This window comes from Pseudoalteromonas sp. T1lg21, from assembly GCF_002964625.1.
GTDB lineage: Bacteria > Pseudomonadota > Gammaproteobacteria > Enterobacterales > Alteromonadaceae > Pseudoalteromonas > Pseudoalteromonas gelatinilytica.
On record NZ_PQBX01000006.1, the window covers coordinates 179,505 to 204,434 of the forward strand.

General features: G+C 43.7%; 16 protein-coding genes. 11 read left to right on the forward strand and 5 right to left on the reverse strand.

Annotated elements, in window-relative coordinates:
- Window positions 1-12 precede the first annotated feature (12 nt).
- Both C2M25_RS05390 and C2M25_RS05395 read left to right on the forward strand, forming a co-directional pair.
- On the forward strand, window positions 13-1,770 hold the full coding sequence (locus C2M25_RS05390) for a hypothetical protein (protein WP_105173747.1): 1,758 nt from the start codon (window positions 13-15) through the stop codon (window positions 1,768-1,770).
- Between the two features lie 12 nt (window positions 1,771-1,782).
- On the forward strand, window positions 1,783-2,976 hold the full coding sequence (locus C2M25_RS05395) for an alkaline phosphatase family protein (RefSeq protein ID WP_105180623.1): 1,194 nt from the start codon (window positions 1,783-1,785) through the stop codon (window positions 2,974-2,976).
- Between the two features lie 392 nt (window positions 2,977-3,368).
- Here C2M25_RS05395 and C2M25_RS05400 read toward each other — a convergent pair whose 3' ends face one another.
- Window positions 3,369-3,905, reverse strand: coding sequence for a hypothetical protein (locus C2M25_RS05400; RefSeq protein ID WP_063703995.1), 537 nt, complete (start codon window positions 3,903-3,905; stop codon window positions 3,369-3,371).
- A gap of 195 nt (window positions 3,906-4,100) precedes the next feature.
- On the opposite strand from C2M25_RS05400, the gene C2M25_RS05405 reads away from it, so the two are divergent.
- Both C2M25_RS05405 and C2M25_RS05410 read left to right on the forward strand, forming a co-directional pair.
- Window positions 4,101-5,048 carry an ATP-grasp domain-containing protein gene (locus C2M25_RS05405; RefSeq protein ID WP_063703998.1) on the forward strand — a complete coding sequence of 316 codons (948 nt, stop codon included), beginning with the start codon at window positions 4,101-4,103 and terminating at the stop codon, window positions 5,046-5,048.
- Window positions 5,049-5,190: 142 nt separating this feature from the next.
- Window positions 5,191-6,339 (forward strand): benzoate/H(+) symporter BenE family transporter, encoded by a 1,149-nt coding sequence (locus C2M25_RS05410; protein ID WP_105180624.1) that lies wholly within the window; start codon window positions 5,191-5,193, stop codon window positions 6,337-6,339.
- A gap of 44 nt (window positions 6,340-6,383) precedes the next feature.
- Here C2M25_RS05410 and hemH read toward each other — a convergent pair whose 3' ends face one another.
- Both hemH and C2M25_RS05420 read right to left on the reverse strand, forming a co-directional pair.
- Window positions 6,384-7,406 carry a ferrochelatase gene (gene hemH, locus C2M25_RS05415; protein ID WP_063704003.1) on the reverse strand — a complete coding sequence of 341 codons (1,023 nt, stop codon included), beginning with the start codon at window positions 7,404-7,406 and terminating at the stop codon, window positions 6,384-6,386.
- Window positions 7,407-7,484: 78 nt separating this feature from the next.
- The gene (locus C2M25_RS05420; protein WP_105180625.1) at window positions 7,485-8,792 is read right to left on the reverse strand and encodes an HD domain-containing phosphohydrolase; all 1,308 of its coding nucleotides are present in this window, start codon (window positions 8,790-8,792) and stop codon (window positions 7,485-7,487) included.
- A gap of 80 nt (window positions 8,793-8,872) precedes the next feature.
- Here C2M25_RS05420 and C2M25_RS05425 point away from each other — a divergent pair, with 80 nt between their 5' ends.
- The 3 genes from C2M25_RS05425 (at window position 8,873) to C2M25_RS05435 (ending at window position 13,441) form a co-directional block, all read left to right on the forward strand.
- Window positions 8,873-9,847: a sensor histidine kinase gene (locus C2M25_RS05425; protein ID WP_105180626.1), complete on the forward strand. Its 975-nt coding sequence runs from the start codon at window positions 8,873-8,875 to the stop codon at window positions 9,845-9,847.
- An 83-nt stretch (window positions 9,848-9,930) separates the two neighbouring features.
- Window positions 9,931-10,581, forward strand: a complete 651-nt coding sequence (locus tag C2M25_RS05430) for a UPF0149 family protein (RefSeq protein ID WP_105180627.1) — start codon at window positions 9,931-9,933, stop codon at window positions 10,579-10,581.
- A 316-nt stretch (window positions 10,582-10,897) separates the two neighbouring features.
- A complete protein-coding gene (locus C2M25_RS05435; RefSeq protein WP_105180628.1) occupies window positions 10,898-13,441 on the forward strand; it encodes a TonB-dependent receptor plug domain-containing protein in 2,544 nt (847 codons plus the stop codon).
- 379 nt (window positions 13,442-13,820) lie between these two features.
- Here the strand turns inward: C2M25_RS05435 and C2M25_RS05440 are convergent, their stop codons facing one another.
- Complete coding sequence (locus tag C2M25_RS05440; protein WP_105180629.1) at window positions 13,821-14,141, reverse strand: hypothetical protein; 321 nt, start codon at window positions 14,139-14,141, stop codon at window positions 13,821-13,823.
- Window positions 14,142-14,559: 418 nt separating this feature from the next.
- Window positions 14,560-16,431 (reverse strand): monovalent cation:proton antiporter-2 (CPA2) family protein, encoded by a 1,872-nt coding sequence (locus C2M25_RS05445; RefSeq protein ID WP_105180630.1) that lies wholly within the window; start codon window positions 16,429-16,431, stop codon window positions 14,560-14,562.
- Between the two features lie 235 nt (window positions 16,432-16,666).
- Between C2M25_RS05445 and arfA the strand changes: the two genes are divergently transcribed.
- The 4 genes from arfA to C2M25_RS05465 all read left to right on the forward strand — a co-directional run bounded on the left by arfA (window position 16,667) and on the right by C2M25_RS05465 (window position 24,845).
- Complete coding sequence (gene arfA, locus C2M25_RS05450; protein WP_105180631.1) at window positions 16,667-16,858, forward strand: alternative ribosome rescue factor ArfA; 192 nt, start codon at window positions 16,667-16,669, stop codon at window positions 16,856-16,858.
- Between the two features lie 463 nt (window positions 16,859-17,321).
- Window positions 17,322-20,486 (forward strand): glycosyl hydrolase family 18 protein, encoded by a 3,165-nt coding sequence (locus tag C2M25_RS05455; RefSeq protein ID WP_105180632.1) that lies wholly within the window; start codon window positions 17,322-17,324, stop codon window positions 20,484-20,486.
- A 52-nt stretch (window positions 20,487-20,538) separates the two neighbouring features.
- A complete protein-coding gene (locus C2M25_RS05460) occupies window positions 20,539-22,146 on the forward strand; it encodes a lytic polysaccharide monooxygenase (protein ID WP_105180633.1) in 1,608 nt (535 codons plus the stop codon).
- Window positions 22,147-22,211: 65 nt separating this feature from the next.
- Window positions 22,212-24,845, forward strand: coding sequence for a glycosyl hydrolase family 18 protein (locus tag C2M25_RS05465; protein WP_105180634.1), 2,634 nt, complete (start codon window positions 22,212-22,214; stop codon window positions 24,843-24,845).
- Window positions 24,846-24,930 lie beyond the last annotated feature (85 nt).

Genomic DNA, 24,930 nt, shown 5'->3' on the forward strand with positions numbered 1-24,930 from the left:
CAAGGAATGAAAATGCAACATTGCCAAACTACGGTGTATGCCACCGATCTTCACTGTTGTGATTGTGGAGAAGCTCTTGAGCAAAAAAGACAAATGCACACGGTTGAAGAACTCAGCCCTGACTTGCTGGTTGATGTAAAAAACTATGCGCCACAAGCGAGTACGATCACAGGCGTTGTGAAATCAATGTATTACTATAAGCGCCGCTATAAAACCAATAACGACAACATGCTATATGGTTATTGGTGGTTAGAAGTTGAAGACAAAGACGGCATTATTCATGAATTTAGTGTTGATGCAGAAAAAGATGTGATTGCGAACCTACAAAAGGGTAATGTGATCACCGCATTTCAAGAAACACCGTTAACGCTTAATTATCGCATTGCTGATGGCAATGCTAGGCGGGTAGTTAAAAATGACCGCTTTATGCCAGTTGTGATTGTGCATTTTGCTGACCAACAATATCGCAGCTGGGACAAAACCATTAGCCGAAACTACACTGGCGGAACCATACTGTGGCTGGTGCTAAGTGTTATTACATTCTTAATCATGTTGTTTGCTGCAAAGCTTGAGTTTTTGCCTGCGCTACTTGCGTCATTGCCTGTGGCAATAGGGGTATTTATGGCAGAGCACAACTACCATAAAAAAGCTAAAGCCAAACAAGAAGCAAAGTATGATGCGATTTTAGCAGCAACAGATGTGATGCTATCGACCACCCTAAATCAATTGGGTTATAACATGCTGGCAAGAACGCCGAGTAAGTCAGATGTTATTTGTATCTCTTGCCAGCAGCGTATTAGCCAAGATGCTGCGCATTGTTATTGCTGTGGCGCTAAGCAACACGTTGAAGCGATTGCTGAAAAAGAACAATCACTTGCAAAAGATGATGAGCAAGCCATTAGCATTCAAAAAGCGTTAGAGCCAAGCATAACAAAACCAACCAGTATTGCTCAGCTTGAGCATGCCATTATGGATGAGTATAGCCTTGCTTATGAAAACGATTATGTGCATAAAAATGTTTGGGCACGTAACGAAAAAGGCACTATTCATCACCGTGCAGTGCTTGGCAAAGTATTAGAAAAAGAGCAAAGCGCACATGCTAATGAAACCCGCCAAACCGTGACCACCACAGAAACCACAACCACCTATCGAGGTGGCATGTATGTTGGTAGCGATGTAAAAGAGCGCGTTGAGGTTTATCGTAATCGTAGCACCACTTTAAAAGGTGAAATCATGCTCGAAACCGCATCGGGTGAGCCGTTTATTTTTAAAGCGGGTGAAGATTTACTAGGCTCTGTCGATATTGGTGATTGGGTGTATTACGCCTTCAGCAGTGTCGATACAAAGCGCTATTCTGAGTATTACCGTGAGTATGCGGTTAATGTGAGTAAAGACATTAAGTACAACAACTCTTCTGTCAGAAACTTTGGTATGGTGCATGGTTTTAACCGTATGGTATTGCTTGGCCTAACGTCAGTAGGGCTAGCGTGGTACTTTGATGCTCAAGATTTTTACCCATTAGTAAATACACTTGTGCCAGATGCTGGCATTGATTTACTCAATAATTACCCGCAAGTGGTTGAGCACTTAGATGGCCTACCCGTTGCTGTGTTTATTGTGTTAAGTGTGGTTACGGGCGTTTGGGGCTTTATTTATAGCCAAATAAACGGCTCACGTTTAAAACGTAGTGTGAAAAAGCTAGAAAGCATGATCACAAAATTTTCAAAACAGTTTGATAAAGTTTCTGAGCAAATTAACAAATTGAACTAAAAAGGGTTTCGCATGCGTATTTGGCAATTAGTTTTAGCGGGTTTATTAGCATTCAGCTCTCTTGTAAAAGCGGAGCAAGAGCAATCGGTCGTGCTTATTTCGATAGATGGATTTCGCTGGGATTACATTGAAAAACACCATGCAAAACACTTAAAAGCAATCAGTGAACAGGGCGTGAGAGCAAGTAAAATGCGCCCTGTTTATCCGACCAAAACCTTCCCGAATCATTTGTCGATTATTACCGGGTTATTGCCAGTTAATCATGGCATTGTCGAGAACCGCTTTTGCGATACTGAGCGCAACGACTGTTACAAAATGGGTAAAGGGAAAGACGATAGCACTTGGGTGAATGGCATTCCGCTTTGGAACCTTGCACAAATGCAAGGCTTAAAAGCCGCCACTTATTTTTGGCCTGAATCAGATGCGCGCTTTAATGGCATGCTGCCTGATTACTTTTATCATTATTCAAAACACAGCGACTACCAAAAGCGTGTTGATCAAATTATTCAGTGGTTGAGCTTACCAAAAGCGCAGCGCCCGCGTTTAGTGGTTAGCTACTTTTCGCTGGTTGATAGCATGGGGCACGAGTTTGGCCCTGATGCCAAAGAGACGTATGACGCAGTGCAAAAGCTCGATAGTTTAATGGCTGATTTATCGAGCCGTTTAAAAGCGCTTGATGAAAACATTAACTTAGTGATTGTGTCTGATCACGGTATGGCTTCTGTTGATCCAAGCCTTAGCATTAAAATTGATAGCTTGCCGCAAGATGAAAACTTCATGGTGCAAAACACCGGTCCTCGGGTTTTATATTATGCAAAACCAGATAGCAAAGCAGACATCAGCGGATTCAGTAAAAAGCTCGCTAATGCTGCTGATGGTCGTTATATCGTGCTAAGCGAGCAGCAAAAGCGTGATTATCACTACGATAAAGGCCCACGCGTTGGCGATATTATTTTACAAACCGACGCCCCTCGGGTGTTTACCGACAGCAAAATGGCCGGTTATTTAGGCACTCACGGTTACGCTTATAGCGAAGATATGGCTGCAACCTTTATCGCCACCGGCCCCGCCTTTAAACAAGGCCTCCGTTTAGACGAAGTTAGTAATTTAGATGTGTACCCGCTGATCGCCAAAATTCTAGGCCTTGAGATTTTAAGCCCAATTGACAGCGACGGCGCAAGTTTATGGCCAGCGGTTGAGGAGTAGGTGTGAGTTAGTGAGGGGAAGGGGAAAGTTAGAAAGGGGAAAGGCGCTAGGCACTAGGTTCTAGGTGCTAGGACGCGATGTAAAATCGCTGGCTTTTAGTCGTTAGAGGTCAGATATTAGATGTCAGTCGATCAGTGGGGTTGATTAGGTCGTGTGCTTTTCTCTGCATTTGAACTGCACATTTTTAGGGTAGGTTGGGTCGAGCGGAGCGATACCCAACATAATCCATGTAAACCTTTTTATTTTGAAAGATAAACCAATCAATCAAACGCGATATAAAATCTGCTACAGACTCGCACCTCGCATCTCGAAACTCGTAACTTTACCCTTGTATCCTATAACTCGCTAACTTTCCCCTTTCCCCTAGAAACTAGCAACTCGTACCTCCTCACCTACAACTTCGTTACCCACCCGTACTCACCATGGCTTTGAAACTTGTAGCTTTGCTTACCGGCGTCAAATTGGCCTTGTAGGGTGTTTTCTGTGAGGGTCATCACGGCTTGATGGCCTGCTTTAGCATGATCATTGACCTTGCCAAATACACTTCTATCGCCATTACTGGCTTCGATAATGTTACTAATTTCGACGGTGTAACTGAGATATTCATCAATTACTAAAATAAAGTGATCGCCGGGTTGTAGGGTTTTTAGGGTGTCTAAATCAAATTCGCTGAATGCGGTGTTTGCTAATTGGTCAGGCAATCGACCTTGTTTATATAGATAATCGTGGGCGCGGTTAGATAACTGATTAAGCGGCGCAGTTAAGTTCACAATGGGTTGTGGGGCTATTTGGTCGGCTTCTGCTTTGTAAGAGGCAACAAACTGCTGTGTGCTGGGTTTTGTTTTAAAACCATCACTTTGAATGTGCCATTCATTCAGTGCAAATGCTGTAAGTGGCAGAATGAAGATTAATGCAAGCGTCCTGTTCACACGTTTCTCTTACGGGGTTTTATGTTAACTCATTGTTATTTTTTACCTCAAGTTAACAACTCGGTCAATAGTTAATCTCTAAGTAGTGGTTTTTGTCATCGTCACGATAAAATTAATTTGTTTTACTCAGCTCTGAATGCTGAGCATAATCCGCGTTTTTTTGTCACCGAAACTCCAAGACTAGAGGTACCGACTATGCGCGGGTGGATCATTTATAAAGATAGCCAAGGCTTGTTAAAGCAAGAAACCTATGAAGTTGAGCGCTTACTTGCTGCAGCCAAAGAAGAGGGCATAGATTTACAAGTTTATTCGCCTGATCAATTTGATCTCACTATTACCCGTGAAGACGGTAAAAGTATTTTAATTGATGGCCAATCTGTTGAGCTACCAGACTTTGTTATTCCTCGCATGGGTGCAAGTACAACCTATTTTGCGCTGGCGATTATTCGCCACCTTGAGCGTTTAGGCGTTTACTGTGTTAATAGCTCGCAATCAATCGAAACAGTGAAAGACAAACTGTTTGCACAGCAAATTCTAGCTGAATGTAATTTACCAACGCCGAATACCATGTTGGTTAAGTTTCCGGTGAATATTGATTTGGTTGAAAAGCAGATTGGCTTTCCTGTGGTTATTAAAACGTTATCGGGCTCGCAGGGCAGTGGCGTGTTCTTATCAAAATCAAAAGAAGAGTTTGATGACTTAATGCAGCTGATAGAGGCGGCAAACCCACAAGCAAACATCATTTTACAGCAGTTTGTTAAGTCGAGTCATGGACGTGATTTGCGAGTACTTACTATCGGTGGCCGTGCTGTTGCATGTATGGAGCGTAACTCACAGGGTAAAAACTTTAAAGCCAACGTCAGTGCAGGTGGCACAGGTAAGTCATTTCCTATCACGCCAGAAATCGAATGGCTTGCAACCCAAACTGCAAACGTACTTAACCTTGATGTGGCTGGCATTGATTTATTGTTTGATGAGCAGCACTTTAAAATTTGTGAAGCAAACTCAAGCCCAGGCTTTGAAGGCTTAGAAGGTGCGTTGGGTATTGATGTCGCTAAAGAAATTTTACACTTCATTCGCATTCGTTTAGGCATTTTTGATAAGCCAGAAGTGGCCGAGGAGCCTTGTTTAGAGGCTGTTTAAACTTTACAAAGGCGTGTTTATAACTCGCCTTTTTTGTGTCATCTGTATAGTAAATAAATCTTAAAATACTACAAAAGTGTACAGTGCCATCTGGCAAATCATAGGATATGGTAGATTTTTAATTGCCAAGGAGTGTGTGTACATGAGTCAGCTCATCAGTCGAGCAACTGCGGGGTTAGTGGCCGTTATTATTGGCTTTACTAGTTCAATCGCGCTTATTTATCAGGTTGTTATGGTGTTAGGTGGCACACCTGATTTAGTTGCCAGCTGGGTGTTAATGCTTGGTCTTGCGATGGGCGTTAGCTCAATTGCGTTGTCTTATTATTACAAAGTTCCCATTCTTATCGCGTGGTCAACAACTGGAGCGGCACTGCTTATTTCAAGTGCCCAAGGGTATAGCTTAAACCAAGCTGTTGGCGCGTTTATATTCTCTGCGGCGCTGGTGTTTTTGTCTGGTATTACCGGCGTGTTCGAAAAAATGATGAACAAGATCCCAAGCCAATTGGCTTGTGCCATGCTTGCAGGCGTGCTGGTGAATTTTGGTATTGATGTGTTCAACTTTATGAGTGAGCTACCTTTAGTCATTGGTTTAATGGTGGCTGTTTATTTATGTGGAAAGCGCTATTTTCCTCGCTTTGCTATGCTTGCAGTGGTTGTTGCGGGCTTTTTAATGGCTGGTGTGACTGGGCAGATTGATACCTCTAGCTGGCAGTGGAAAATGAGCGAGTTTGCTTACATTGCGCCTGAGTTTGACTTAAACGCCATGATAAGTGTTGGTTTGCCGCTGTTTATTGTCACCATGACGTCGCAAAACTTACCGGGTATTGCTGTTTTAAAAGCGCACCAATACAAAGCTCCGGTGTCTGCAGCGCTAAATGTAACCGGGCTACTAAATGTGTTTATTGCGCCTTTTGGTGGCTATGCCATTAACCTAGCGGCTATCACCGCTGCCATTTGTATGAGCCCTGAGGCTGATAAAGATCCAAACAAACGTTATTGGGTAAGCATTGCTGGTGGCGTGTTTTACATTATTATGGCACTCCTCGCGGCAACGCTAGTTGGCTTGGTTGCAAGCTTGCCACAGGCATTGATTTTGGCGTTGGCAGGCATTGCACTCTTCGCCACCATTGCGAGTAGCTTACAACAAGCATTAACTGAGGCGTATTATACCGAAGCTGCGATCGTGACCTTTTTGGTCACAGCCTCTAACCTAACCTTATTCTCGGTCGGTTCTGCGTTTTGGGGGATTGTTGCTGGCACGGTGACTTTGGTTATGACACGTAAGGATTAATGACACGCTTCAATATTAAAAAAGGCCCTAACTAGGGCCTTTCGTTATTTAAGTAATGGTTTTATCACTTCAAACATCGCATTGATATGGTCATCGCGGGTATTCAATGCAGGAATGTAACGGTACTTTTCACCGCCAGCATGTTCAAAGTTTTCGCGGTTTTCGCCTTCGAGTTCTTCTAACGTTTCTAAACAGTCGGCACTAAATGCAGGGCTTAGAATTGCAACGTCTTTAATTCCTTCAGCAGGGTAGCTTTCAAGGGTCGCATCTGTGTATGGCTTCAACCACTCAGCTTTACCAAAACGGCTTTGGAAGGTTGTTACAGCAAAGTCTTTCTCAAAGCCAAGTTTCTCTGCCACTAAACGGGTGGTTTGCATACAAAAACAATAGTATGGATCGCCGTTATCTAAAAACAATTTGGGTGTACCATGGTACGAAAACACCAACTTTTGCGGCATGCCATGGGCATTTAGATCTTCGCTAATGCTAGCAGCTAGGGCATCAATGTATGTCGGGTTGTCGTGATAGCCATTAATAAAGTGCAGCTCTGGCACCCAGCGCCACTTACGAAGAACATTCGATACCGCATCGAACGTTGAACCAATCGTGGTGCTTGAATATTGCGGGTACATTGGCAGCACAATCACGCGAGTGATGCCTTTTTCGCGCAGCTCTTCAAGGCCTGCTTCAATCGAAGGATTACCGTAGCGCATGGCCATAACCACTTCAGTGTCATGGTGTCCTTTGTCTTTTAGAAGGGCTGCCAATTTTTTGCTTTGCTCTCGGGTAATATGCGTAAGTGGAGAGCCGTTTTCAGTCCAGATGCTTTTATAAAGTGCTGCTGAGCGTTTTGGGCGTAACGTAAGTACAAAGCAATAAAGGATGATCATCCAAATAAAACGTGGGATCTCGACAATTCGAGGGTCTGATAAAAACTCGCGTAAATAAGTTCTAAGTGCCGCGGTAGTAGGGGCGTCAGGGCTCCCTAAGTTAGTCAGTAAAATGCCCGTTTTTTTGTTGAATCGGCCGTCATGCGGCTTATCGGTAATGGCGGAAAATCGCGACACTGAGTGCTCCTATATGAAGTAATCGTAATATAAATCACATTGTAACGAAGTAAGCTGATTATGTGATCACTTTATTCGCTAATTTTTGATCATGATCCTGAAAGGATTCGGTTTTCTTGCTTCAAGCTGCTGCAGTTTTGCAATTGATTTTGCGCCAAATACATGTCCTTTAGGTAATAACAAAATACCGTCGTAGCTTCTTAGTGCATGTCCAAGTACCATGCCGTTTTTAAGATCTTGAGCCGAGATAATTTTCATGGTGCCGACTTTTTGATCGCTAGCACAGCTTATTTTAATGCTATCTAATACGTCTAAAATTTTTGGGTGATAGTGAGTGCCGCTGTATAGCCGTAGCTGATCAAGTGCGCTTTCGTAACGGCTGTTATCTTGCACTGTGATGTGCGCAATTGCCTGCCAGAAATCGCGGGCTACCGCTAAAATCATCGCCGTAATTGGTATTTCTTTGCCCTTTAAGCCCTTCGGCGTGCCTGAGCCATTGTAGTGTTCAAATTGGTAATAAATAGCCTCAGAGACATCATGTAAATGGGTCGCTGGCATGAGCATCAGCTGAGCGGTACTTGGGTGGGTGTAAAAAATCTTTTTTTGATTTTCTGTGAGTTCCCTGGTTGGTTTTTTATACAGCTCAGGCTCCATGGCGAGCAAGCCAATTTGTGCAAGGTAACCTGCCATTTCAGCCATATCGATATGTTGTTTGTCTAAGCCAAGTTGTTCTGCAATCTGCTTGCTGGTAGCGGCGATGTTTTGCGCTTGCATACCATCCAGGTAAGGGTTGGCATTAATAAAGTTATATAAAATTTCGAACGTGGCACGGTGTTCGTGTTTTTCACGCTCGTTGACTTCTTCAAGTTGTTTGAGCACTTTTCGAATTTGTAGAGTGCGCTTTTCTACCATTTGCTCAAGGTTGTTGTTTAGCTCTTTTAACTGGCTGTTTTGCGCTTTTATTTTTTGCTCTAACTGCTTGTTTTGGCGCTTTAATGAGGTTTTTTCTATGCCATCACTAATGTTGCGCAGCAGCAACTCGTTCTGCCAAGGCTTTTGAATATAGGCATGAATTTTACCTTTATTGACCGCAGCGATGGTGTTGTCGATATCTGAGTAACCGGTTAGCAAAATTCGGTGTGGTTCTGGGTCAATATTAAGTGCTTGCGCAAAGAAGTCGGCGCCATCCATGTTTGGCATTCGCATGTCGCAAATGATCACATCGAAGCTAAAAGTGGCCAAAACTTTTAGCCCTTCGAGTGGATCTGAGCAGGCTTTTGCCGTGATGTTGTTTGCTGCTAATAAGCGTAACAATGTGCGCAGCACGATTTCGTCATCATCGATGCATAAAACCTGAATATGTTGTTTGCTAACTTGTTCTGCCATACCGTTTTAGAGTGAATCATCGTTAATCAATAACATAGCCTTAAATCAAGCCTTGTGCTAGGTTTTAAAAGAGACAAACAATGTTTGAGACGAAAATGGATGACTTTAAGCAAGCCTATTTGTTAGAAAAAGCGGCCAGAGAAGAAGCTGAACAATTGCTCGCTGATAAAAGCCGTATTCTAGTGGCATTAAACAGTGAGCTTGAACAAAAAATTGCTGACTTAGAGCATCATCAAGCTATGTTCATTCAAGCCGAAAAAATGGCCACGTTAGGCACACTTTGCGCTGGGGTTGCCCATGAAATAAATAACCCGCTTGCTTATAGCATCAGTAATGTGGATTGTTTAAAAACCTACTGTAATTACTTTAGCGAATTACTTGCTGTATGTGATGAATTTGCCTGTAGTGATACCGATAAGGCTGCGTTTTGTAGGGAGCTAACAGAGCTTAATAAAGTGCACTCGTTTCGCTTTGTGGCTGATGATTTACCTGAATTAATAAGCGACACGTCGCAAGGGCTGCAAAGGATAAGCAAAATTGTGGCTAATTTACTGGATTTTTCGCGGCCTAAAAGTCACGACAAGCAATTTGCCGATATGACCGAGGCAGTAAAAAGCGCCGTTAAACTACTTGCCAATCAACTTCGTAATTGCCATTTACATACCCAATACAGCCCGATATCACAAAGTTGGTGTAACTTACCCGCCATAAGCCAAGTAATCGTTAATATCTTAATTAATGCCAAACAAGCTTGTGATAATTTAAGCGCAAAAGCTGAAATATCCGTTGCTGTGTATGAGCTTGAACAGCATATTTATATCGATGTTGAAGACAATGGCGCCGGTATGTCAGAAGAAACCATTGCAAAAATATACGATCCCTTTTACACCACTAAACCCGTGGGAGAAGGCACCGGTATGGGCATGACCATGGTGTATGCCATAGTGCATGAGCACCAAGGTCGGATTGATATTCAAAGTACAGAAGGAATGGGCACACGAATTAGCTGCGTGTTCCCGGTACAAAGTCAGGTCAGAAAAACTGTAACTAGCTGACAGCATTTCAGTTGTTGCAAAAATTTGTGAATTCGCTAGTGTAGGAAATACACCCTTACCAAAACAACATGTAAAGGCTCAATATGCTTAACCAACAAAGTTCGGATGTATTTAAAAATTACCTCGCTAGTCAAAGCGAAACTAATCAAGTTAGTTTAGATCAAGTGATTGGCTATATGTCTGGTTTGTTAGCCTGCTCAGAGTTTTTTGGTGAGTCAGAGTTAGCAAATTATATAGCCGATAATGATGAAGCGGTATTCAACACCTTAATGACTGAATCAGAGCCGCGCGATGCAATGATTGAACTGCTCGATAACGTAACCGAAGCACAAGTTGAACAAAAGAAAATCTTAGCCGAATTATACCCAAATGAAGTTAACAGCAATGAGCCAAGTCAAGCATTGCAAGACTTTTGTAGCGGTTACATTGCGGCGTATATCGTGAACCAAGATATTTGGCACAGCGATTTACAATTTTTACTCAAGGCTGATGATCAGCAAGAAAACGAAAGCGAAGATGGTCAGTTGTTTATTGATAATTTTGAAGCAACACTCGATTTACTAACCACGTTTGCAATGTGGGATCAGGCGCTGGCAAATCATCCTGAACCAGAAAAACTAGGCGAAGGGTTTGTCACCTTCTTTAATGCGCTAGACGAGAGCTTATCTGAGATTGCCACTATGGCGTTAATGCTTGAAGATGAAAAGCTGGCGATGCTTGAGCAAGATCAGTAAACATTTTCCTCCTCAGTAGAGATAAGCTGATAGTTGCATTAATTTGCTTGTTTCTACTGAAAAACGAATAATTCCAACCGTAAAAATTCCATTAATACTACAAATGGAAAAATTTATACCTAAGTCGTACCTGATTTTTCTTTCATTTTGTGTATTTGTTGATAGGATGTTTTGCAAGAGTTAACTCGCAGGCTTGAGTTAACTTTCAAAAATCGTGATTTCTAAAATCAACAACACGTGCTTAGTGCTTTTCTTAATTTCTCCAAAAGGGGCGTCTTTTTGTTTTAAGGAAAGCCTGAATATCAACAGGATACACATGACAACACATTCTTTAAGTATGCTGGCCGTTGCGGTTAGTGTGGCTGTTTCTGCGACTTCAGTGCAGGCAGCAGAGCAAGCATCTGCTGCTAAAGCAGATAAAAACATCGAACAAATCTCAGTATTAGGCTCACGAGTTGCCAATCGTACGGCTACCGAATCAACATCGCCGGTTGATTTGATTGATGCTGACGACTTAAACAAAGGTGGTTTCACTGAACTGGGCCAAAGTCTGCAAGCGACGGCTCCTTCATTTAACTTTTCTCGTACGCAAGTGTCAGATGGCTCTGACTTATTTAGACCTGCGACTCTTCGTGGTTTACAGCCAGACCAAACATTAGTACTTATCAATGGTAAACGCCGTCATAACCAATCTATTTTTGGCTTAAATGGTACTGTAGGTGCCGGAGCTGCAGGTACCGATATGAACGCGATTCCGCTTACCGCTTTAAAAGGCGTTGAAGTACTTCGTGATGGTGCTGCTGCGCAATATGGTTCTGATGCGATAGCCGGTGTTATCAACTTATCGTTAAACGATTCAACCGGTGTTACAACGGGCTATGTGCAAGCAGGTAGCACTGGTGAAGGCGATGGTGACACTATTTCAATGGGTTTAAACCGTGGCTTTGATTTAGGTGATGAAGGCGGCTTCATTAACTTTTCTTTAGAATATCGTGATGCTGATGGCACCAACCGCGCACAACGTGATACTGGTGGCTCAGTTGATGTACCCGCTGGTACGCTGTCTGACGAAGTTCGTTGGGGACAGGGTAATGCTGATAGCGAATTTACCTCTGTGTTCTATAACATGGCGTTACCATTTGGTGAGACCGAACTTTACTCATTTGGCGGATACTCAAACCGTACTGCGCTAGGTAATGGTTTTTACCGTAACTTTGACCAAGCAGCGAAGAACGTGGTGCAAGTATATGGCGATGGCTTTTTACCTCGTATCGATAACGAAGCCGAAGATATTTCGTTTACACTTGGTTTGCGCGGAGAGTTAAATCCAGATTGGAGCTATGACGTATCTGCCGTATATGGTGAAAATAGCTATGACTTTACGTCAAAAAACACCCTAAATGCGTCGTATGCTGCTGAATATGTAGCGAACAACCCAGATGCAAGCGATGCTGATATTGCTGCCAATGCAGGCCCTACAGGCGGATACTCAGGTGGCTTTAGATTTGATCAAACAACCGTTAATGCAGACCTTAATGGTATTGTTGATATTGGTCGCAGCGAGCCATTATACGTATCTGTGGGGGCTGAATACCGTAAAGAAAATTATGAAATCGTGCCGGGCGAAGAAGCTTCTTATGCGTGTGGTTTAGCTAATTCAGATAGCTCATACCCTGCGGTAAACGACAGCAGCGTATTTGCTGAGTGCGGTTTCCAAGCTTATAACGGTTTACGCCCTGAAGCGTCAAACAAAGAGAGCCGTCACAGCTATGCATTTTATGTAAATGCCGAAACGCTGATCACGGACGCATGGCAAGTAAGCACAGCGCTTCGTTATGAAGACTTCTCTGATGCTGGTGATGACATCATTGGTAAGCTCGCAACTCGCTATGAAGTTACCGATGACTTTGCCGTGCGTGGTGCTATTTCTTCTGGCTTTAGAGCACCATCACTGCAACAAAGTGCCTATACAGCTTACACCACCAACTTAGGTGCTGGTGGCGTGTTATTGCAATCATTCACAGCAACAGCCGGCTCTGATTTCCCATCAGCACTTGGCGTTGATAGCCTTGGCCTTGAAAGCTCAGAAAACTTAAGTGCAGGTTTTGTTTATAACGTAACCAGCGATTTATCACTAACCGTTGATTTTTATCATGTTGCTATCAAAGACAGAATTACCCTTGGCAGCTTAATGTCGGCGGACGATGTGGCATTTAGTGCTGAGGCCGTGGCTGCGCTTAATGCAACAGGGGCACAGCAAGCTAACTACTTCTCAAACTCAGTTGATTCAACCACCAAAGGGGTTGATATTATTGCTTCGTACCGCACTGATTTGTACGAAGGTAATTTCTCAGCAACCTTTGCGGGTAACATTAACGAAACTGAAATTGATGATGTAAATGCACCTGAGGGGATTCCTGAGTCAATCGCCCTTGATGACTTACAGCGTAGTTTCTTAACAGACGGTCAACCAGGTGAGCGTGCAACACTAACGTTTGAATACGATCGTGGCGATTTCAACAGCATGCTACGCTTTAACTACTATGGTGAAACAGACGTTAAGTACTTTGGTAATGACCACATTGGCTTGCCTGATGAGTTATCACCTACCGGTGAGTTTAAAGACACAAGCACGGTAGAGTCTGCGGTATTAGTGGATGTTAACGTGGGCTATCAGCTAACCGATGAACTCATGCTATCGGCGGGTATTGATAATATCTTTGATGTAACGCCAGACGAGCTAGGCGAAGATGAAGCGCTTGATTTTATTACGAATAAAGCATTCAAATACCCTGTTCGAGCACTACCTTATGGTTTTGATGGTATGACCTACTACGCAAAACTAAGTTTTAGTTTTTAATTCCTAAGTTGATATGAAACTTAAATAGCGCCTAACGGCGCTATTTTTTTGCTTAATTGTAGTGTCCGACATTTGTCGCTCTAATTAATGACAGCTGTCTTTAATTAGAGAGTTGAAAGGGGAAAGTTAGCGAGTTTCGAGATACGAGACACGAGTCTGTAGCAGCGATTTTATATCGCGTTTCTCTCGAACCTAGCCATGTAGGCGTTATGCTTGCATGGCGCGCGAAATAAATTTCACGCCTACGTCGAGTAGTTTTACATTTGTGTGGTGTTTGAGAGTTCATGGCTGAAGCCATTCCTACAAACGCATCAAATTTATATCGCGTTTACTCTCGTATCTCGCACCTCGCATCTTGTATTAGGATATCCACCTTCATTTAAACACTCCAAAATCTGTCTAGTAGAATGCTCCCAAATAACAAAATCCAACCTGCAACTATAATTGTGAAATAGATAGTTGAATTAATTATTGGCTCTAAAGTGAAGTTTGGTGAAAATAATTTTTTTACCGGTTTAAAGAATAGCTTTGGGTTTAAGCTACCCGCTAAAATTATAAGTGAAATTGCTAGACAACTAATGAATTCGATCCAGTCTAGATCTTGTAATATAAGCGAATAAATACCGACAGTTAAATTAATAATTGCTGCCAATCCGAACAAAATAGATAGCAGCTTTTCCTTTTTATTAAGCGTTTCCATACTGTAATACTCCTTATTACATTATTTAATACCTTTATATTTCGGTAAGTTACGAGAGTAAAGTTGCAAGGGGAAAGTTTGCGAGTTTCGAGGTGCGAGATACGAGCCTGTAGCAGCGATTTTATATCGCGTTTCTCTCGAACCTAGCTACGTAGGCGTTATGCTTGCATGGCGCGCGAAATAAATTTCACGCCTACGTCTACTAGTTTTACATTTGTGTGGTGTTTAAGAGCTCATGGCTGAAGCCATTCCTACAAACGACATCAAATTCGTAGCAGCGATTTTATATCGCGTTTATTCTCGAACCTAGAACCTAGAACCTAGAACCTAGAACCTAGAACCTAGAACCTAGAACCTAGAACCTAGAACCTAGAACCTAGCACCTAGCACCTAGCACCTAGAACCTCGTATCTCGCCCCTAGTTACTTTTAACTCGCTCGCATATCTCGCGCATTTGTTGTTTTATTTCGGGTTCTTTTTCATCGAATAATTTGGTGATACGTTCGATATAGGCATGGTTTTCTTCGAATGGCACGCCGATTTCGTAGACATCGGCAGCTTCTCGTAGCATTTCTTTATCAAACTCACTGAAAATATCGACCATCTCTTGGGCTTTTTCTCGCTCAATACCAAGTGCTTCAAAGGCTGAACGGCCCATACGCATGGTGCTGTCGTAAGTTTCGCGAATAATATCTCGACAACCGTAGGCCCATAAATCGTATACATGATGGCGGTCTACAGCGCGGGCAACCACATGTAAATGCGGGTAATTTTGCATCGCATAGCGAACTAATTTAGTGATTTGTTCGGCATCATCAAGCGCAACAACCAGCAATTTTGCATCTTCAATGCCTGCAGCACTGAGTAGATCTGGTCGAGTGGCATCACCAAAAAAGTTACGAATACCAACACGCTCAAGGGCCTCAAGTTGTTTGTAGTTGTAATCAATCACGGTGGTTTTATAGCCGCCAGCTTGTAAAATACGGTCAACAAGTCCACCCATTCTGCCTGAGCCTGCGATGATCACATGGCTATCATCAGGGAACTCTTCTTCATCTCGTTTGGCTTGCTCACAAATAAAGCGTGGTGCTATCACACGTTGATAGAGAATAAATAGCCCCGGCGAAAGCAGCATTGATAAGGTCACAACCAGTAATAGTTGGTCGGCAACGGCAGCAGCTAAAACATTATTAGACACACTGTAAGCAAGTAGTACAAAACCAAACTCACCAGCTTGTGCCAGCCCCAGTGCTAGCAACCAGAGTGAGGCGCCTCTAAGGCCAAAAATACGACCTAAAATTAACAGCACAACTGTTTTAGTTACAATCAGTGCGCCGGTTAATAGCACGATGGTAGCAAGGTTATCTGCGAGTAATTGAAAGTTGATACTCGCGCCAACGGTGATAAAGAATAATCCTAGTAATAGTCCTTTGAAGGGATCAATATTACTTTCGAGCTCATGTTTATAAGGTGAATTTGCAAGCACAACACCCGCTAAAAAGGTGCCAAGCGCGGGTGATAAGCCAACTAATGACATCATTAGAGCGATGCCAATCACGAAGAATAAAGCAGTTGCGGTGAAGAGCTCACGAAGCCGTGCTTGTGCGACAAATCTAAAAATGGGGGCGGTTAAGTAGTTACCGCCAAAAACGACGAGCGCAATCATACCTAAAGTAACTAGCGCTGCTTGCCAGCTCTCAAGGTTTGCTACCAAACTCAAACCACCATGACCGTTTTCGCTTGCATGGGCTGTATCTGCAATGGCGGGTGCTAATTCAGGTAAAGCAAGCAAGGGAATAAACGCAAGCATAGGAATAACGGCTATGTCTTGAGTGAGTAATACGCTAAATGAGGCTTGGCCACCATCTGATTTTAATAGCCCGCGCTCTGAAAGCGTTTGCAGTACAATCGCGGTCGATGAAAGCGATAAAATTAAGCCTATTGTGAGTGCGGATTGCCAAGCATGACCAAATGCTAAACCAATCCCAGTAAACGCGGCAGCTGATAAAACCACCTGTCCGCCACCAAGGCCAATAAGCTGTTTTCGCATTGACCAAAGCGCTTTGGGTTCAAGTTCTAAGCCAACAATAAACAGCATCATTACCACACCAAACTCAGCAAAATGCTGGATAGCAATCACATCAACATTTAAAAATGTCAGTGTCGGCCCAATAACAATACCTGCGAGTAAGTAGCCAAGCACAGAGCCAAGTCCAAATTTGCTGGCAATAGGCACGGCGATAATGCCTGCAATGAGGAATATATAGGCGATTAAGAGAAAGTCAGTCATCGTAATCCTGTTTGTTTTTAATTAACTATGGTTGTTTTCGCTAGTTTTGCCAGCAGTTAGGTAGTGAATGCAATCAAAATACGAATTTAGTCAGTAAAATGACAACAAGGCATGGTGTTTAGTCAAAGCGAGTAAGACAAAATAAGGGGTAAAAAATCATCGTTTTTTTATTAAAAATCGCTTGCGTAGCGCTAGGCTAGGTATATACTCGCAACACGTTTAATAGGAGCAAAAAATGAGCAAAAAGAAACAACGCACACAAGGCCAAGTTGATACTGGTCGCGGTGTCATTAACGATAATGTGTACGCCGCAATGGTGACATCTAAGCTGTTCACAGCAAAAGTAGAGAAGCCTAAAAAAGGTAAAGGTGCATATCAACGTAAGGCAAAACATGGAGGACGAGAGTCCTATTTAATCGCTGCTTAATTAAGTTGTGATCAAATAGGATTTTTGTGAAAAGCAAACACTGAGTGTTTGCTTTTTTTATGACTAAAATTCGTGTTAAGAATAATTTTCACTCAATTTTTATAGAAATTTTTACCTGAAAACTAATTTATTCGTTATATACCCATAATCGATACGATAATTATTATCGTCTACCCTCATACAATTGCTGCTGTTTTTTATACAGACCAGAAGCGCCGCGCTTTGCGTGGTTAAAATATTGTTAATTTTATGTTCATTTTTACTCGGTAGAATCACTCTCGTTTTTGCTTTTTGATAAAAATAATTAATTCTTTTTTAGTGTTTTTGAGTGAAACAAACATCAAAAAGTGTGTTTATTTTACCCTTTATAGGTAAATGCAAGCTTGACGTAATAGCGCTTTGTGTTACTTTAAAGTTGGGTTTGTAAAATAAATGTTATTAAAACTTTGGGCGGAGGGAGCGAATGAGCTCGCATAAATTAATAAAAAATGCCTTTAAACTGAGTGCGCTGTCACTAGGTTTATACGGCTTTACAGCACAGGCTGCGATTGATTGCAGCAACTTAGAAGTGTGGCAACAAGGGCAAACTCATGTTGGTGGTGATCAGGTTCAGGCACAAGGTAGCGCTTATGAAGCGAAGTGGTGGACGCAAACCAACCCTGTGGAGACTTCTGGTGTCGATCAAGAGTGGCGTTTATTGGGTGTTTGTGACAGCGTTGTCAATGAGAATCAAGCACCTCAAATTAGCAGCTTAACACCCGCAGAGGGTTCTTTATTTACCACTAGTGACAGCGTTGTCATAAATGCGGTCGCTGCTGATCCTGATGGTAGCGTGGCAAGTGTAGAGTTTTTTGTTGATGGTACATCGCTGAGTGTAGTGACAAGCGCACCTTATTCAGCGAGCTGGCAAGCAACGCAAGGCAACCATGTGATAAGCGCGGTCGCAACGGATGATTTAGGGCTAACCTCTACAGCGGTTGCACATTCAGTGAGTGTGTCTGATGACGTTGAGCCGGTTAACCAAGCGCCAGTGGCAAGCATTGAATTTAGCTCGCTGCCATCACAAGTTACGGTGGGTGACAGTGTGGTGTTTGCGCTTTCTGGCACTGATAGCGATGGCCAAGTGACTGCGTTATCGTTAACTGAAAACAGCACCGAAGTACATCAAGCAAGTGCTGCTTCTTCAAGTTACACGTGGCAGGCTCCAGCACTTGGGCAATTTTCATTTACCTTAACGGTGACCGATAACGAAGGCGCGACGGATACACAAAGCAAAGTTGTGAATGTTGTTGAAGCAACAGAATCTGGTAGTGATTGTAAACCGCAAGGCTTATACCAAACACCGGGTGTGAATACCCCATACTGTAGCGTGTATGATACAAATGGCCGCGAGAAAATGGGCGCTGATCATCCTCGCCGCGTTATTGGTTATTTTACGAGTTGGCGAAATGGTGCCAATGGTCAGCCAAGCTACTTAGTGAATGATATTCCTTGGGACAAGATCACCCATATTAACTATGCCTTTGCGCATGTTGATGGCAATAACAAGGTCTCGATTGGTGATCCAAATGCTGCTGGCAACCCAGCGACAAACATGACTTGGCCGGGCGTAACAGGCGCTGAAATGGATCCAAGCTTTAGTTACACAGGTCACTTTAACTTACTCAATAAATTCAAAAAACAACACCCAGATGTAAAAACCTTAATTTCTGTAGGTGGCTGGGCTGAAACCGGTGGTTATTTTGGTGAAGACGGTACTCGCGTAAACAGCGGTGGTTTCTACACGATGACAACCAATGCTGATGGCTCAGTAAACCAAGCGGGGATTGATGCTTTTGCGAAAAGCGCCGTTGAATTTATTGAAACTTACGGTTTTGATGGTGTCGATATTGATTACGAATACCCATCGTCAATGAATGACTCAGGCCACCCTGATGATTTTCCTATCTCTAATGCACGTCGCGCAGGTCTTAATGCCTCGTATCGTGTATTGATGCAAAAACTACGTGAAGAACTTGATATTGCAGGTGAAAAGGCTGGTAAGCATTATTTGTTAACGATTGCTTCACCCTCTTCAGGTTACTTATTACGTGGCATGGAAACATTCCAAAGCGTGAAGTATCTCGATTACGTTAACATTATGTCTTATGACTTACATGGTGCATGGAATTCACATGTAGGCCACAACGCAGCCTTGTTTGATACCGGTCTTGATTCTGAATTAGCGCAATGGGGCGTTTATACCACCGCTGAGTTTGAAGGAATTGGTTACTTAAATACGGATTGGGCTGTGCGTTATTTCCGCGGCGCGGTTTCTGCGGGTCGAATCAATATTGGTATTCCATATTACACCCGTGGCTTTAAAGATGTATCGGGTGGTACTAATGGTTTATGGGGCCAAGCAGCGCTGCCAGATCAATCAAAATGTGCGAAAGGGACTGGGGTTGGTGAGAAAAACCAATGCGGTAATGGTGCACTTGGCATAGATAACTTATGGCACGATAAGAACGATGTGGGTGAAGAAATGCCAGCAGGTTCGAACCCACTATGGCATGCGAAAAATCTCGAAAACGGCATTAACCCTTCTTACCTTGAAATCTATGGTCTAACGCCAGAAACCGATGCAGATGATGTGTTAACGGGTACTTATACACGTTTTTACGATGATGTAGCAGTTGCTCCATGGCTTTGGAATGCAGAGAAAAAGGTATTCTTATCAATTGAAGATGAGCAATCAATGGCAACCAAAGTTGATTATGTTATCAACAATGGCCTTGGTGGCATCATGTTCTGGGAGCTTGCTGGTGACTATGATTATGACTCAGCGAAAGGTGAGTACTTCATGGGCTCAAGCTTAACCACACTTGCTTACGATAAATTTAACCAAAGTGGTGTGGCTTACAACACTCATCAAGGCAATGTCGATTTTACCCTGCCAAGCGAAGCGGTTGACGTAAGCTTTACAGTGAAAGACTTCCCAATTGGTGATGATAACTACCCAATTTCACCTACATTCGCATTCACGAATAACTCAGATATCGACTTAAGCGGCGCGAAAATCAGCTTTGATGTGCCTGTTTCTACCTCTGCAATTTTCAAATCAAATTGGAATGCACAAGAAAAGCTCGGCATGGCTGTTGAAGCGAATGGCTCGAATGCAGCTGGCGATAATATCGGCGGCTTTGAAAATGAGTTCCATCGTTTTTCAATCACCTTAGTGAATGAGTGGGGCGGTATCGAAAAGTCATTTAACACAGGTGAAACCGTTGAGGCACAAGTTATGTACTACATGCCAATTACGGGGCCAACTAACTTCACGATTGAGAAAAATGGCAAAACCTACGCCTTCAAATACGAATACCCAATGCTACCAGATGGCACTGCTGGCAGTGGTGATACTGGCGGTGACACCGGTGGTGATACGGGTGGCGAGGGAAGCTGTAATGGTGTTGATGTAGCAAGCATCCCTGTGTATCCAAATTGGCCGCAAACTGATTGGGCTGGTAATCCAAGCCATGCTGTTGGCGGCGACCTAATGAATCACAACAACGTGATTTACGAAGCAAAGTGGTGGACGAGCACAGAGCCAGGCACATCTGCTGACTGGACGGTGAGTTGCACGCTTTAACCAACTAAGCGGAGCAAGGACTTTGCTCCGCATTTCTACAGCGAGAACAACAATGAAAGTAATGAAATCAAAGGCATTGTCTTTATCGGCAGTGGCAACCAGCATGCTGCTTGCCTGTGCATCAAGCCATGTGAATGCCCACGGATTCTTAGAAAGCCCGAAGGCACGCCAAGCATTTTGTAATGCCGATGGCGGGTACTGGTGGCCTGCTGATGGTACAGGGATCCCTAACCTTGCTTGCCGCGCAGCATTTGTTGAAGCAGGACATGTGCAGTTTGTGCAAGACATTGAATACTCGGCAAATACGGTTAACTACACTGACCTTGAAGCAGTAAAACAAAGTGTACCTGATGGCCGATTATGTGCCGCAGGCGACCCAGAAAAACGCGGTATGGATTTACCTTCAGCGCATTGGCAACGCAGTGAGGTTATTCCTAATGCAAATGGCGATATTTTAGTGCGCTTTTTGGCGAGTACGCCGCATAACCCGAGTTTTTGGCAGTTTTATTTAACAAAACCGGGCTTTGATAGTGCGACTCAAGTGCTTACGTGGGATGACCTAGAGCTTGTTGAAGAGTACGGCAATCTTGATTTTAGCATTGATGCTAACAATGACCGTTACTATGAAATGAGCGTGTCGATTCCACAAGGACGCAGTGGCGATGCCATTTTATACACGCGCTGGCAACGAGATGATGCCGGTGGCGAAGGCTTCTACAACTGTAGCGATATTAATATCGTCAACGATGCGACCCCGACAGAGCCAAGCGATTGGACAGCAATCAGCTACTTTGTTCGTCAAGGGCAAAACGGCGAGGTTGGCGGTAGTGTGTCAGCTCGGTTATTTGATGAAAATGGTCAAGAGTTACTTACTCAACAAATGCAGATCACAACTGATAATCAAGCTAATTGGCAGGCTGAATTTGCAGCGCTGTTAAACCTTAATTACGCGCACTTAGTTAATATTGGCGTGCAAAATAGCGCTGGAGATATTGCCTTTGATGCTACAGATTTAATGACTAATCAGGTCTTTACAACGAATGCAAACTACAGCTTTGCACTAAGCGTACAAGCTGCACCTGACAATACCGCGCCGATAATTCATCAACCAGATGACCTTCAAGTCGAAGAAGAGAGCAGCACCGCGATACACCTGCACGCCTTTGATGATCAACAAAGCAACTTAACTTATAGCTGGGATGTACCTGCACCACTGAGTTTTACGGGTAGCGATGCCAACATCACGCTAAACGCCCCCGCTGTAGATGCTGATACAAGTTACACCGTAAGTGTATCGGTGTCAGATGGCGAGCTCACAAGCCAAGTAAGTTTTACCGTGACTGTGCTTAATAGCACTGTTGTCGACCCTGACCCTGTTGATCCGAGCGTGCCTGCTTGGAATAGCACAAGCCAATACAACACGGGCGATAAAGTGAGTTTCAACGGCGGCGTTTACAGCGCGAAATGGTGGAACCAAGGCGCACAACCAGACAGTAGTGATGCATGGCAGCTTGAATCTGGCAGTGCATCAATCGAGTGGAACAGCGGCAAAGCCTATCAAGGCGGCGACGAAGTAACCTATCAAGGACAGCGCTATCGAGCGCAGTGGTGGACCCAAGGAGATGTACCGGGTGCCAGCCAAGTATGGACAGAAATCTAAAGTTTTGTAGTTCAAACTTTATCAATAACAGCGTAACGCTATATAAAAACAGATAAGAGAGAATCATGAATATAAAACAATTAAGCGCAGCCATTGGTGTTGCACTCTTTGCAAGTGCAGCGAATGCGGCACCATCAACACCGACCATTATTTGGGAACCACAAGAGTACTCATTTGTTGAGGTCGATCTTGAAGGTACAGGCTCATACAAGAGCTTGGTGAACCGCGTTGATGAAGTCACTATCAGCATTGAATGGAACGCATGGAGTGGTGACGGCGGCGACAGCTATAAAGTGTACTTCGATGATATGTTGGTTAATGAAGGCTCGCTGGCAGCAGGCACTAAAAGTGGTGTTATTAGCTTCCCGTATGATAAAGCAGGTCGTCACACATTATATGTAGAACTATGTGAAGGCGGTACCACCTGTGCGCGCAGTGAAGGTAAGCCAATTGTTATTGCCGATACAGATGGCGGTCACTTAGCGCCATTGCCGATGGATTATGATCCAAATAACCAAGATATTGGCACTAAAGATGGCCTTGTAACCGGTGCCTACTTTGTAGAATGGGGTATTTATGGCCGTGACTATGATGTCACTAATATTCCAGCGCAAAACCTCAGTCATATTTTATATGGATTTATTCCAATTTGTGGACCTAATGACTCATTAACAGGCGGTCCTAAAAACGCGCTAAATACGGCGTGTGCAGGCTCGCAAGATTTTGAAGTTGTGATCCACGACCCATGGGCAGCGATTCAAAAAGCGCTACCAGGTGTTGATAGTAATGACCCAATTCGTGGTACGTATTCGCAGTTAATGGCGTTAAAGCAGCGTTTTCCTGATCTGAAAATCTTACCATCAGTGGGTGGTTGGACTTTATCAGACCCATTTGCTTACTTTACCGATAAAGCAAACCGCGACACGTTTGTGGCATCAATGGAAGAGTTTTTAAGAACGTGGAAGTTCTACGATGGTGTTGATATTGACTGGGAATACCCGGGTGGTCAGGGGGCTAATCCAAACTTAGGCGACCCAGTTGCTGACGGCCCAGCATACGTAGCGCTGATGCAAGAGCTGCGCGCGATGCTTGATAAGCTTGAAGCCGAGACAGGTCGTGAGTATGAGTTAACATCAGCGATTGGTGCAGGTTACGACAAAATTGAAGATGTCGACTACTCACAAGCTCAACAATATATGGATTACATTTTCTTAATGAGCTACGACTATTATGGTGCATGGAGCAATGTAACAGGCCATCAGGCTGCGCTTTATTGTTCATCGCATTTCCGTGTTGGTCAGTGTGATGGCACAGGTGTTGATGAAGAAGGCGTTCCATATAAAGGCCCTGCTTATACAACTGATAATGCAGTGCAAACTCTACTCGCGCAAAACGTACCATCGAAGAAAATCGTGGTGGGTACTGCTATGTATGGCCGTGGCTGGGAAGGGGTTTATCCAGAAAACGCGACTATCGCTGATAACCCAATGACAGCCCCTGGTAATGGCAAACTTAAAGGCACTACAGCGCAAGGCGTATGGGAAGACGGTGTTATTGATTATAAAGGCATCAAAACTTACATGTTGGGCGCTGCTGAAAATGGCATCAATGGGTTTGAAACAGGTTATGACGAACAAGCCGAAGCTGCTTATGTATGGAATCGTAGCAACGGTAAATTAATTACATACGATAACCGTCGTTCAGTTTTGGCAAAAGGTGCTTATGTTAATCAATATAACCTAGGTGGCCTATTTGCATGGGAAATTGATGCTGATAATGGCGATATTCTTAATGCCATGCACGAGGCACTTGGCGGCACAGTCACTGAGCCTAGCAATAGAGCGCCCGTACTTTCTGTATCAAGCACAGTATCTGTAAACTCTGGCGAAAGTGTATCTGTTAGTGCATCGGCAACTGACGCAGATAACGATCCACTAAGCTTTAGCTGGACAGCTGACAGCGCATTAACAGTAAGCGGCGAAAATTCAAATACCCTTGTTATCACAGCGCCATCAGTGAGTGCTGATACGCAATACACGGTTACTGTCAGTGTGAGCGATGGCGAGGCAATTGTAAGCCGTAACGTTACAGTGAATGTAGTAGCACCAACGACAGGCGAGAACCAAGCACCAGTCGTTACGGCAATTGCTGATAAAACAGTGACAGAAGACGCGAGTGTGGCTGTAGCGGTTTCGGCATCTGATGCTGATGGCGATGCGCTTTCATACAGCTGGACAGTGCCAGCAGGCTTAACGTTAGTAGGCTCTGGTGCTGATGTGAGTTTACAAGCGGGCAGCGTTGATGCAGATACAAGTTATGTTGTGTCGGTTTCAGTAAGCGATGGTCAAACTGCAACAGCAGTGAGCTTTAATGTCACCGTGACAGATTCTGGTACAACAACTCCGCCAGATGGTGAAACCACATGGGATGCAGCGGCGACTTATGTTGGTGGTGATACGGTGATTTATAACGGCGTAGAGTACACAGCTAAGTGGTGGACACAAGGTGAGCGCCCTGATTTAGGTGGCCCATGGGAAGCAACTTCACAACCAACCGATGGTAATGGTGATGTTGTGTGGCAAGCTGCGGGTATCTATAACGGTGGTGACCAAGTCACTCACCAAGGTAATAAATACGAAGCGAAATGGTGGACTCAAGGAGACGAGCCAGGTGTCGCGGATGTATGGAAAGCACTTTAAGTGTAATAACCACATTTAATGCCCATCATTAAAATGTGATTTCCCTTCAAAGCAGCCTTATGGCTGCTTTTTTGTGGGGGGAAGT

Excerpts from the sequence above, each read along its gene's own strand:
- C2M25_RS05390 (WP_105173747.1), top strand. The coding sequence starts at position 13 with ATGCAACATTGCCAAACTACGGTGTATGCCACCGATCTTCACTGTTGT.
- C2M25_RS05395 (WP_105180623.1), top strand. The coding sequence starts at position 1,783 with ATGCGTATTTGGCAATTAGTTTTAGCGGGTTTATTAGCATTCAGCTCT.
- C2M25_RS05405 (WP_063703998.1), top strand. The coding sequence starts at position 4,101 with ATGCGCGGGTGGATCATTTATAAAGATAGCCAAGGCTTGTTAAAGCAA.
- C2M25_RS05410 (WP_105180624.1), top strand. The coding sequence starts at position 5,191 with ATGAGTCAGCTCATCAGTCGAGCAACTGCGGGGTTAGTGGCCGTTATT.
- C2M25_RS05420 (WP_105180625.1), bottom strand. The coding sequence starts at position 8,792 with ATGGCAGAACAAGTTAGCAAACAACATATTCAGGTTTTATGCATCGAT.
- C2M25_RS05425 (WP_105180626.1), top strand. The coding sequence starts at position 8,873 with ATGTTTGAGACGAAAATGGATGACTTTAAGCAAGCCTATTTGTTAGAA.
- C2M25_RS05430 (WP_105180627.1), top strand. The coding sequence starts at position 9,931 with ATGCTTAACCAACAAAGTTCGGATGTATTTAAAAATTACCTCGCTAGT.
- C2M25_RS05435 (WP_105180628.1), top strand. The coding sequence starts at position 10,898 with ATGACAACACATTCTTTAAGTATGCTGGCCGTTGCGGTTAGTGTGGCT.
- C2M25_RS05440 (WP_105180629.1), bottom strand. The coding sequence starts at position 14,141 with ATGGAAACGCTTAATAAAAAGGAAAAGCTGCTATCTATTTTGTTCGGA.
- C2M25_RS05445 (WP_105180630.1), bottom strand. The coding sequence starts at position 16,431 with ATGACTGACTTTCTCTTAATCGCCTATATATTCCTCATTGCAGGCATT.
- arfA (WP_105180631.1), top strand. The coding sequence starts at position 16,667 with ATGAGCAAAAAGAAACAACGCACACAAGGCCAAGTTGATACTGGTCGC.
- C2M25_RS05455 (WP_105180632.1), top strand. The coding sequence starts at position 17,322 with ATGAGCTCGCATAAATTAATAAAAAATGCCTTTAAACTGAGTGCGCTG.
- C2M25_RS05460 (WP_105180633.1), top strand. The coding sequence starts at position 20,539 with ATGAAAGTAATGAAATCAAAGGCATTGTCTTTATCGGCAGTGGCAACC.
- C2M25_RS05465 (WP_105180634.1), top strand. The coding sequence starts at position 22,212 with ATGAATATAAAACAATTAAGCGCAGCCATTGGTGTTGCACTCTTTGCA.